A 7,664-nucleotide genomic window follows, 5' to 3' on the forward strand; every position below is an offset into this window, starting at 1 on the left:
GGCGCCGATCGCGGTGAGCGCCTCGGGCGAGGGCGCGGCCGCAGCGACGGCGTAGGCGTGCAGCGCCTCCGTGCCGGTCGGGCCGCCGCCTGCGGGCCGGGCGTCGCGGAGCCGCAGCAGCAGGTCCTCGACCGCCGCACGGTCGGCCCACGCCGCGGCGAGACCCGCCTCGTCGACCGCACCTCCGCACCAGCCCTCGACCGTGTCGATCATCGCGAGGAGCCGGCCCACGTTGAACCGGACGGTGCTCTCCCGCGGGAGGTGCCCCTGGTCGACGAGCACCACGGGCACGGCGACGCGGCCGCGGCGGTGGAGCTCCGCGAGCCCCGCGGCGAGCCGCACCGACGCCTCGCTGTCCCGCGCCACGAGGATGCCGCGCAACCCGTCGTACCGGCCGGCCAGCACCCCGGCGGCGATGAGCAGCGCCGCACGATCGAGCGCGCCGCCGAGCACCTCGGCTGCCGGGCGGACGTCGGCCTCCTCCGGAGCGATGCGGAAGGGCACGCCGCCAGCGGCCGCGACGAGCGCGGCCGGGACGTCTCGGCCGATGACGCCGACCACCGGCTCCCCCGTCGCCGCACGGCGCAGGGCGTCGTCGGTCCTCGTCGCGTAGCGCTCGGCGAGCGCCGCCCCGGTCACAGGGCGCCCGCGCCGCGCAGCGCCGCGATGTCCTCGTCCCCGTACCCGAGCAGCTCGCCGAGCACCTGCTCGGTGTGCTCGCCGAGCCACGGCGCCGGCCGGTCGAGGGCGGTGCTGCTGCCGGAGAGCACGATCGGCACGCCGCTGCCGTACAGGTCATCGGCCTGCCCGTACACGGGGTGGACGAGCGGCTCGACCTCGCCGCGCTGCAGCACGAGCGGGTCGCGCACCGCCTGGCCGGTCTCCCGCACGGGGGCTGCGGGCACGCCCTCCGCCTCCAGCCTGCGCACCGCCTCCGCGATCGGCAGGTCCCCCGCCCAGTCGCGGATCATCGCGTGCAGCTCGTCGGCGTGACGCACGCGCATGTCGCGGCGCGCGAACCGCGGGTCGTCCGCGAGCTCGGGGGCGCCGATGGCGATGAGGAGGTGCCTGCTGAACGCGTCCGTCGGCCCGCATAGCGCGAACCAGCCGTCCGTGCCCTGGAACACGCCGAACGGCGCGAGCCGCGGCACGTAGGAGCCGGTCCTGAGCGGCATGCCGATCGTCTCGAACGCGTCGAACGGCTCGCACGCCACGAGGGAGGTGAGTGCGCCGAGCATGGACACGTCCACGTGCTGCCCGCGTCCCGTCTCCTCCGCCTGCAGCAGGGCCGCGAGCACGCCGATCACGCCGTACAGCGGGGCGACGAGGTCCGCGATCGGCAGCCCGAAGCGGATTGGCGGGTCGCCCGGCTCCCCCGCGGTGAGCATGGTGCCGCTCAGCGCCTGGATGATCGTGTCCATCGCCTTCCCGCTGCCGGGCACGCCCTGTGCGCCGAAGCCGCTGATCGACGCGTACACGAGCCGGGGGTTCAGCTCGTGCACGGCCGCGAAGTCGATGCCGAGCCGGTGCGTCACCCCCGCGCTGAAGTTCTCGACGATCATGTCGGCCTTGCCGACCAGCTCCTTGAACACGCGCGCCCCGTCGGGCGTCTTCAGGTTGAGCGTGATGCTCTCCTTGTTGCGCCCTCTGAGCATCATCGAGACCGACATGTCCTGCTCGCTCGAGCGGTGCGCCTGCAGCCCGGAGGCGGAGTAGTACGGGGAGTTGTTGCGGGAGGTGTCGCCGCCGAGCTCGGGGTTCTCGACCTTGATGACGCGGGCGCCGAGGCCCGCGAGCAGCAGGGTGGCGTACGGGCCGGAGAGCGCCGTCGTCAGGTCGAGGACCGTCTTCCCGGCCAGGGGCTGCGTGCGGTCGTCGGTCATTCGTGTGCTCCTCGTCCTTCAGGCACGACCCGGACGACGTCGCCGTCCGGGACGAGATCGATGGCGAACCCCTCGGCTCGCGTGATGCGCCGGAGGTAGCGGACGACGGCGTCGCCGCCTCCGTCACCGCCCCACGGCACAGGTCTGGCGTCCTCGTCGATCCAGCACGGCACCAGCGCAGGCTCGACCCGCCCGTCGGGCAGCACGTCGAGCACGGCGATCAGCGTGTTGCGGCTCTCGGGGTGGAACGGGTACCAGCTGGGCAGCGCCGGGTCGGGCTCGAACCCGAACAGGCGGCGTCGGCGCTCGGCCCAGCGCCGCTGCTCCTCCACGTCGGCGGAGGAGGGGGTCAGGGCGTCGGTGACGGTGACGAAGTTGCCGAGGCCGTGGAAGATCGGGCGCCCCCGGTACAGCTCGATCCCGTGCGCGATGTGCGCGTGATGCGCGACCACGGCGGCGGCCCCCGCGTCGATCGCGGCATGCGCGACCTCGGTCTCGTACGCCCCGAGCGCGACGGGGGTGTGCACCAGGCCCTTGTTCAGCGCGACGACGAGCACGTCGACGGTCGCGGCGGTGCGCCGGATCGTGTCGCGCATCCGGTCGAGCGACTCCGGGTCCGCCCACGTGTGCACGCGGGGCGGGCCGCCCGGGTTCGCGCCGATCGGCTCGTAGTGCGTGAGCACCCGGACCCAGGCACCGCCCGGGCGGCGGCTCGTCGCCCAGCTGTCGGTCGGCCCGACGCAGTTGAACGAGAGCACCCCGACGGTGGTGCCGTCGACCTCCGTCACCGCGGGCTCGAGCGCCGCAGCGAGGTCGGCGCCCGCGCCGGTGACGGCCATGCCGGCCTCGGTCGCCGCCGCGATCGTCTCCCGGATCCCGGCGCCCCCGGCGTCCGCCACGTGGTTGCCGGCGAGCGTGAGCACGTCGAAGCCCGCGCGGCGCACTGCGGCGAGGTGCGCCGGATCGGCAGGAGGGGCGGGGACGTCGGCGGTCGCCACGTCCGTCGTCGTCGCGTGCGGGACCTCGAGCTGCCCGACGGTGAGGTCGGCCGCGACGAGGACGTCGCGGACGGCGTCGAAGAAGCGGTCGGGCTCGGGCCGGTCGACGATGAGGTCCCCAGTGAGCGCGATCCGGATCCGCCCCGTCACGCGCGGACCGGCGGCTCGGCGACGCCGTTCAGCTCGTCGACGAACACCCGGACCTCGCGCACCAGGCGATCCGCGGACTCCTCCCCCATCATGTGGCCCTCGTCCTCGAACAGGACCGTCTTCGCACCGCGCACGTTGACGGCCGCGCGCAGCGCGGACTCGGGCGAGATGACGCCGTCGCGCATGCCCGCGAGGATCAGCACGGGCACCCGGATGCCGCGGTACACCTCGGCGAGGTCCTCGTCGGTGCGCGCCTCCGGGAAGGGCTTGCCCTGGTTGATCTGCGCCTCGTCGTCCGGCCGGACGGCGGCCTCCTCCGCGGCCTTCGCGAAGCGGACGCGGCGGGACGCGATGCGGGCGGGGTCGTCCGTCCAGCCGGCCATGTGCTCGAGGATCGAGGTCACGACCGCCGGATCCCGGCGTTCGGCGATGAACCGACGGCGCCCCTCGGACGACTCGGTGCCGCCCGCCCGGTCGTGGGGCGTGCCGACCACGGAGATGAGGGCCTTCAGGCGCTCCGGGTGCCGGCGGGTGATGTGCCAGCCGATCCCACCGCCGTGGGAGATGCCGGTGTAAAGGAAGCGCTCCGCACCGATCCGGTCGGCGAACGCGCAGACGTCGTCGGCCCACCGGTCGAGCCAGCCCTCCGCCGGCGGTGCAGCGGGATGGGTCGAGCGCCCGAAGCCGCGGGCCTGGATCGTGTACACGTGGTAGCCCGTCGGCGGTGCCGCGAGCACCTCCGGGTACGCACCCGCGTGGAAGCCCATCGCCGACGAGAGCACGACCTCGTCCCCGCTCCCGAACTCCTCGTACCAGAGCTCGCCGTCTCCGACGTCCATCGTGGGCATCGCTCATCCCTCCTGTTCGGCGAGCGCCCGCCGGGCGTCGCGTCGAAGCTGCTGCTGTTCCGGGTCCGGCACCGGCGCCGACGCGAGCAGCGCCTGCGTGTACGGGTCCTCCGGGTACTCGTAGACCCGGTCCGCGGGCCCCCGCTCCACGACGTGACCGCCGCGCAGCACGACGATCTCGTGCGAGATGTGCCGCACGACGGTCAGGTCGTGGGAGATGAAGAGGAGGCTGAGCCCCAGGTCCCGCTGCACCTCGGCGAGCAGGTTGAGCACCTCCGCCTGGACGGACAGGTCGAGCGCGCTCACCGGTTCGTCGCACACGATCAGCCGCGGGGACAGCATCAGCGAGCGGGCGATCGCGATCCGCTGCCGCTGCCCTCCGGAGAACTGCGCGGGGTAGCGCTCGGCGGCGTCCGGTGCGAGCCCGACGCGGCTGAGCAGCGCGCCCATCCGCTCCGTGATCTGCTGCGGCGTCATCCGGTCGGGCCGGGGCGCGCTCCTGCACGGCTCGGCGAGGGTGTACCCGATGGTCCTGGTCGGATCGAGCGAGCTGTACGGGTCCTGGAAGACGACCTGCCGCCGCGCGCCGAGCGCGAGCCGCTCCCGCCGCGAGAGCCGTGCGAGGTCGCGCCCCTCGAACCGGATCGTTCCCGCGGCGACGGGCACGAGCCCGAGCACCGCCTTGCCGATGGTCGACTTGCCCGCTCCGGACTCGCCGACCAGGCCGAGCGTGCGCCCGACGGGGATCTCGAATCCGACGTCCTCGACCGCGCGGTGCCGGCGCCGGCCGGTGCCGTAGTCCACCCCGAGGTCGGACACGGCGAGCAACGGCTCCTGCTCGATCACGTCGCTCATCGCTTCACCGCCGCGACCTCGTCGACGTGGATGCAGCGGCTGGTCCGGTCGTCGCCCACGGACAGCACCGGGATCGGGCCGCTGCGGCACGTGTCGGTGGCGAAGGCGCAGCGCGCCGCGAACCGGCAGCCCACCGGCCAGTCGCGCGGTGAGGGGACGACCCCGCCGATCGTCGGGAGCGGTTCGCCCGGCCGGGTGCCGTGCGGGTTCGAGCGCAGCAGCGCGAGCGTGTACGGGTGCCGCGGCGCGGTGAACGTCTCCCGCACGCTCGCGGTCTCGACGACCTCGCCCGCGTACATCACGACGGCTCGCGTGCAGAGGTCGGCGATGACCCCCCAGTCGTGGCTGACGAGCACGACGGCCATGCCGGTGCGCTCCTGCAGCCCTCGGAGCAGATCCAGGATCTCCGCCTGCACGGTCACGTCGAGCGCGGTCGTCGGCTCGTCCGCGATGAGCAGCCGCGGCTCGCCCGCGAGCGCGATGGCGATCGCGACGCGCTGCGCCATGCCGCCGGAGACCTCGTGCGGGTACCGCCGCGCCACAGCGGGATCGAGCCGCACGGCGCGCAGCAGCTCCGCCACCCGCGCCTTCGTCTCACGCCGGGAGAGGCGGCGGTGCGCCCGGGCGGCCTCGGCGATCTGCGAGCCGATCCGGAAGGACGGGTCGAGGGAGACCATCGGCTCCTGCGAGATCATCGCGATGCCCGCGCCCCGGATCTCCCGCAGGCGCCGGGAGGAGAGCCCGACGAGCTCCTCGCCCGCGAACCGCACGGAGCCGGCGAGGATGCGGCCGTTCGCGCCGAGCAGCCCGAGCAGCGCGAGGGCCGTCACGGTCTTGCCGCTCCCGGACTCCCCGACGAGGCCGACGACCTCGCCGGGCTCCACGTCGAGGTCGACCCCGTCGACGACCACCGTCTCGCGGCCCGGTTCACCGAACCCGACCCGGAGCCCGCGGACGGCGAGCAGCGACCCCGCCGCGCCCCGGCCCGTCGGCGCCTCCGCAGGGGGCGCGACCGGCGCCGGCGCTGCGGGCCGCTTCGCCGCCCTGGCCGCACCGCCGAACGTGAAGCGCTCCTGGTTGGCGTCGCGCAGCGCGTCGCCGAGCAGGCACAGCGCGAGCGTCGTGATCGCGATGAGACCGCCGGACGGGACCAGCAGCCACGGGTCGATCTGGATGAGGGACGCGGCCTCCGCGACCATGCCGCCCCAGGTCGGCGCGGGCGGCGGCGGACCGAACGAGAGGAAGGCGAGACCGGTCTGGATGCCGAGGGTCGCGGCGGCGAACAGCGAGATCTGCACCAGGAGCACCCCGCGCAGCTGCGGGAGGACGTGGCGGATCACGATCCTCGGCTCGTCCACGCCGGCGACGCGCGCGGCGCCGATGTACAGCTCCTGCCGGACGGCGAGGGTCACGCTGCGGAACACGCGGATGAAGGCGCCGCTCGCGAGCACACCGACGCTGATCATCGCGACGACCATGCTGTTGTCGAAGATCGCGAGCACCGCGAGCGTGATGATCGTGCCGGGGATCGACAGCAGCACGTCGACGACGCGGAGGATCACGCGGTCGACCAGCCCGCCGACGTAGCCGGCGATCACCCCGAGCGGCACCGCGATGACGAGCATCGCGACGAGGGCCTCGAGCACGCCCGAGAGCGACTGGCCGCCGCCGTAGAGCAGCCGGCTGAGCACGTCCCTCCCGAGGCTGTCCGTGCCGAGCAGGTGCTGCGCGCTCGGGCCCTGCCGCACGTCCCGGAGGCTCTGCGCGAGCGGATCGTGCGGGGCGAGCAGCGGCGCCGCGAGGGAGGCCGCGATGATCAGGATCAGCACCACGCCGGCGATCACCCCGACGGGCTTGCGGAGGACGTGCGGCAGGAGGCCGGTCGAGCGACGCGCGGGGCGGCGGTCCATCGCGGTCATCGGACGCGCACCTTCGGGTTGAGCACGCCGTAGAGCACGTCGATGACGAGGTTGACGACGATGACGAACAGGGTGAAGAACACGCCGACCCCGAGCACCACCGGCAGGTCGTGGGAGGTGGTCGCCTGGGTCACGAGGGAGCCGAGGCCCGGGAGCACGAAGACGTTCTCCACGAACACCGCGCCCGTCAGGGCGGCGACGATCGTGATCCCGAGGACGGTGAGCGACGGCAGCGCCGCGTTGCGGAGCACGTGCTTCAGCACGATCGACCGCTCGCGCACCCCGGAGGCCCGCAGCACGCGGATGTAGTCGCGGCCGAGCACGTCGAGCGCCGAGTCGCGCATCTGCTTGGCGACGATGGTGATGCCGCCGAGGCTGAGCGCCGTGACCGGCAGCACGAGCGACAGCAGCCACTGCACCGGGTCCTCCGCGAGCGGGCTGTAACCGGTGGCGGGGAACAGCCGGATCGCGACCGCGAACACGGCGACGAGGACCACGGCGATCCAGTAGCTCGGCAGCGCCAGGCCGACGAGCGACACGGTGTCGAGCAGACGCCCGACCGCCCCGCCGCGGACCGCGCTGCCGAGCCCGATCAGGGTGCCGAGCACGCCGATGACGAGGGTCGAGAGGACGAGCAGCGACAGCGTCACCGGCACGCGCGCGAGGATCAGGGAGGTGACCGGTTCGCCGCTCAGCACCGAGTCGCCGAGGTCGCCGTGGAGCAGCCCGACGAACCAGCGGCCGTACTGCACCGGAAGCGGCTGGTTCAGTCCGAGCTGCTGCCGCAACCGGGCGACGAGATCGGGCGTCGCGTTGGCGCCGAGGATGGTGCGGGCCGGATCTCCCGGCACGAGGGACATCAGGAAGAAGATCGCCAGCGAGGCGATCACGACCAGGACCACGGACAGCACGAGCCTGGTGAGGATGAGGCGGACCACTGGGGGACGACGCTCCGATGGATCGGTGCGGGTGCCCGGACGACGGTCCGGGCACCCGCGGAGGGGCGGGTTA

The 7,664-nt window shown here is 73.9% G+C and carries 7 protein-coding genes; all 7 read right to left on the bottom strand.

The genetic code is table 11. The features are described 5' to 3' along the window. A partial coding sequence (locus ACTHLI_RS11435; protein WP_440183660.1) for a hypothetical protein occupies positions 1–639 on the bottom strand: 639 nt, incomplete at its 3' end. Continuing rightward, positions 636–1,883: a CaiB/BaiF CoA transferase family protein gene (locus tag ACTHLI_RS11440; RefSeq protein ID WP_440183662.1), complete on the bottom strand. Its 1,248-nt coding sequence runs from the start codon at positions 1,881–1,883 to the stop codon at positions 636–638. The genes ACTHLI_RS11435 and ACTHLI_RS11440, both read right to left, overlap by 4 nt. Further along, a complete protein-coding gene (locus tag ACTHLI_RS11445) occupies positions 1,880–3,031 on the bottom strand; it encodes a CapA family protein (protein ID WP_440183664.1) in 1,152 nt (383 codons plus the stop codon). Before ACTHLI_RS11445 ends, ACTHLI_RS11440 begins: the two co-directional genes overlap by 4 nt. Then, a complete protein-coding gene (locus tag ACTHLI_RS11450; protein WP_440183666.1) occupies positions 3,028–3,879 on the bottom strand; it encodes an alpha/beta fold hydrolase in 852 nt (283 codons plus the stop codon). The genes ACTHLI_RS11445 and ACTHLI_RS11450 overlap by 4 nt, the downstream gene beginning before the upstream one ends. A 3-nt stretch (positions 3,880–3,882) precedes the next feature. Next, positions 3,883–4,734, bottom strand: a complete 852-nt coding sequence (locus ACTHLI_RS11455) for an ATP-binding cassette domain-containing protein (protein WP_440183667.1) — start codon at positions 4,732–4,734, stop codon at positions 3,883–3,885. Then, the gene (locus ACTHLI_RS11460) at positions 4,731–6,653 is read right to left on the bottom strand and encodes a dipeptide/oligopeptide/nickel ABC transporter permease/ATP-binding protein (RefSeq protein ID WP_440183669.1); all 1,923 of its coding nucleotides are present in this window, start codon (positions 6,651–6,653) and stop codon (positions 4,731–4,733) included. Before ACTHLI_RS11460 ends, ACTHLI_RS11455 begins: the two co-directional genes overlap by 4 nt. After that, the gene (locus ACTHLI_RS11465; protein WP_440183670.1) at positions 6,650–7,591 is read right to left on the bottom strand and encodes an ABC transporter permease; all 942 of its coding nucleotides are present in this window, start codon (positions 7,589–7,591) and stop codon (positions 6,650–6,652) included. Before ACTHLI_RS11465 ends, ACTHLI_RS11460 begins: the two co-directional genes overlap by 4 nt. Between the last annotated feature and the right edge of the window lie 73 nt (positions 7,592–7,664).

The organism is Amnibacterium sp. (assembly GCF_051956055.1).
Lineage (GTDB): Bacteria > Actinomycetota > Actinomycetes > Actinomycetales > Microbacteriaceae > Amnibacterium.

Bases quoted from the DNA above. Each gene is read 5' to 3' on its own strand.
- ACTHLI_RS11440 (WP_440183662.1), bottom strand. From the start codon at position 1,883: ATGACCGACGACCGCACGCAGCCCCTGGCCGGGAAGACGGTCCTCGAC.
- ACTHLI_RS11450 (WP_440183666.1), bottom strand. From the start codon at position 3,879: ATGCCCACGATGGACGTCGGAGACGGCGAGCTCTGGTACGAGGAGTTC.
- ACTHLI_RS11455 (WP_440183667.1), bottom strand. From the start codon at position 4,734: ATGAGCGACGTGATCGAGCAGGAGCCGTTGCTCGCCGTGTCCGACCTC.
- ACTHLI_RS11460 (WP_440183669.1), bottom strand. From the start codon at position 6,653: ATGACCGCGATGGACCGCCGCCCCGCGCGTCGCTCGACCGGCCTCCTG.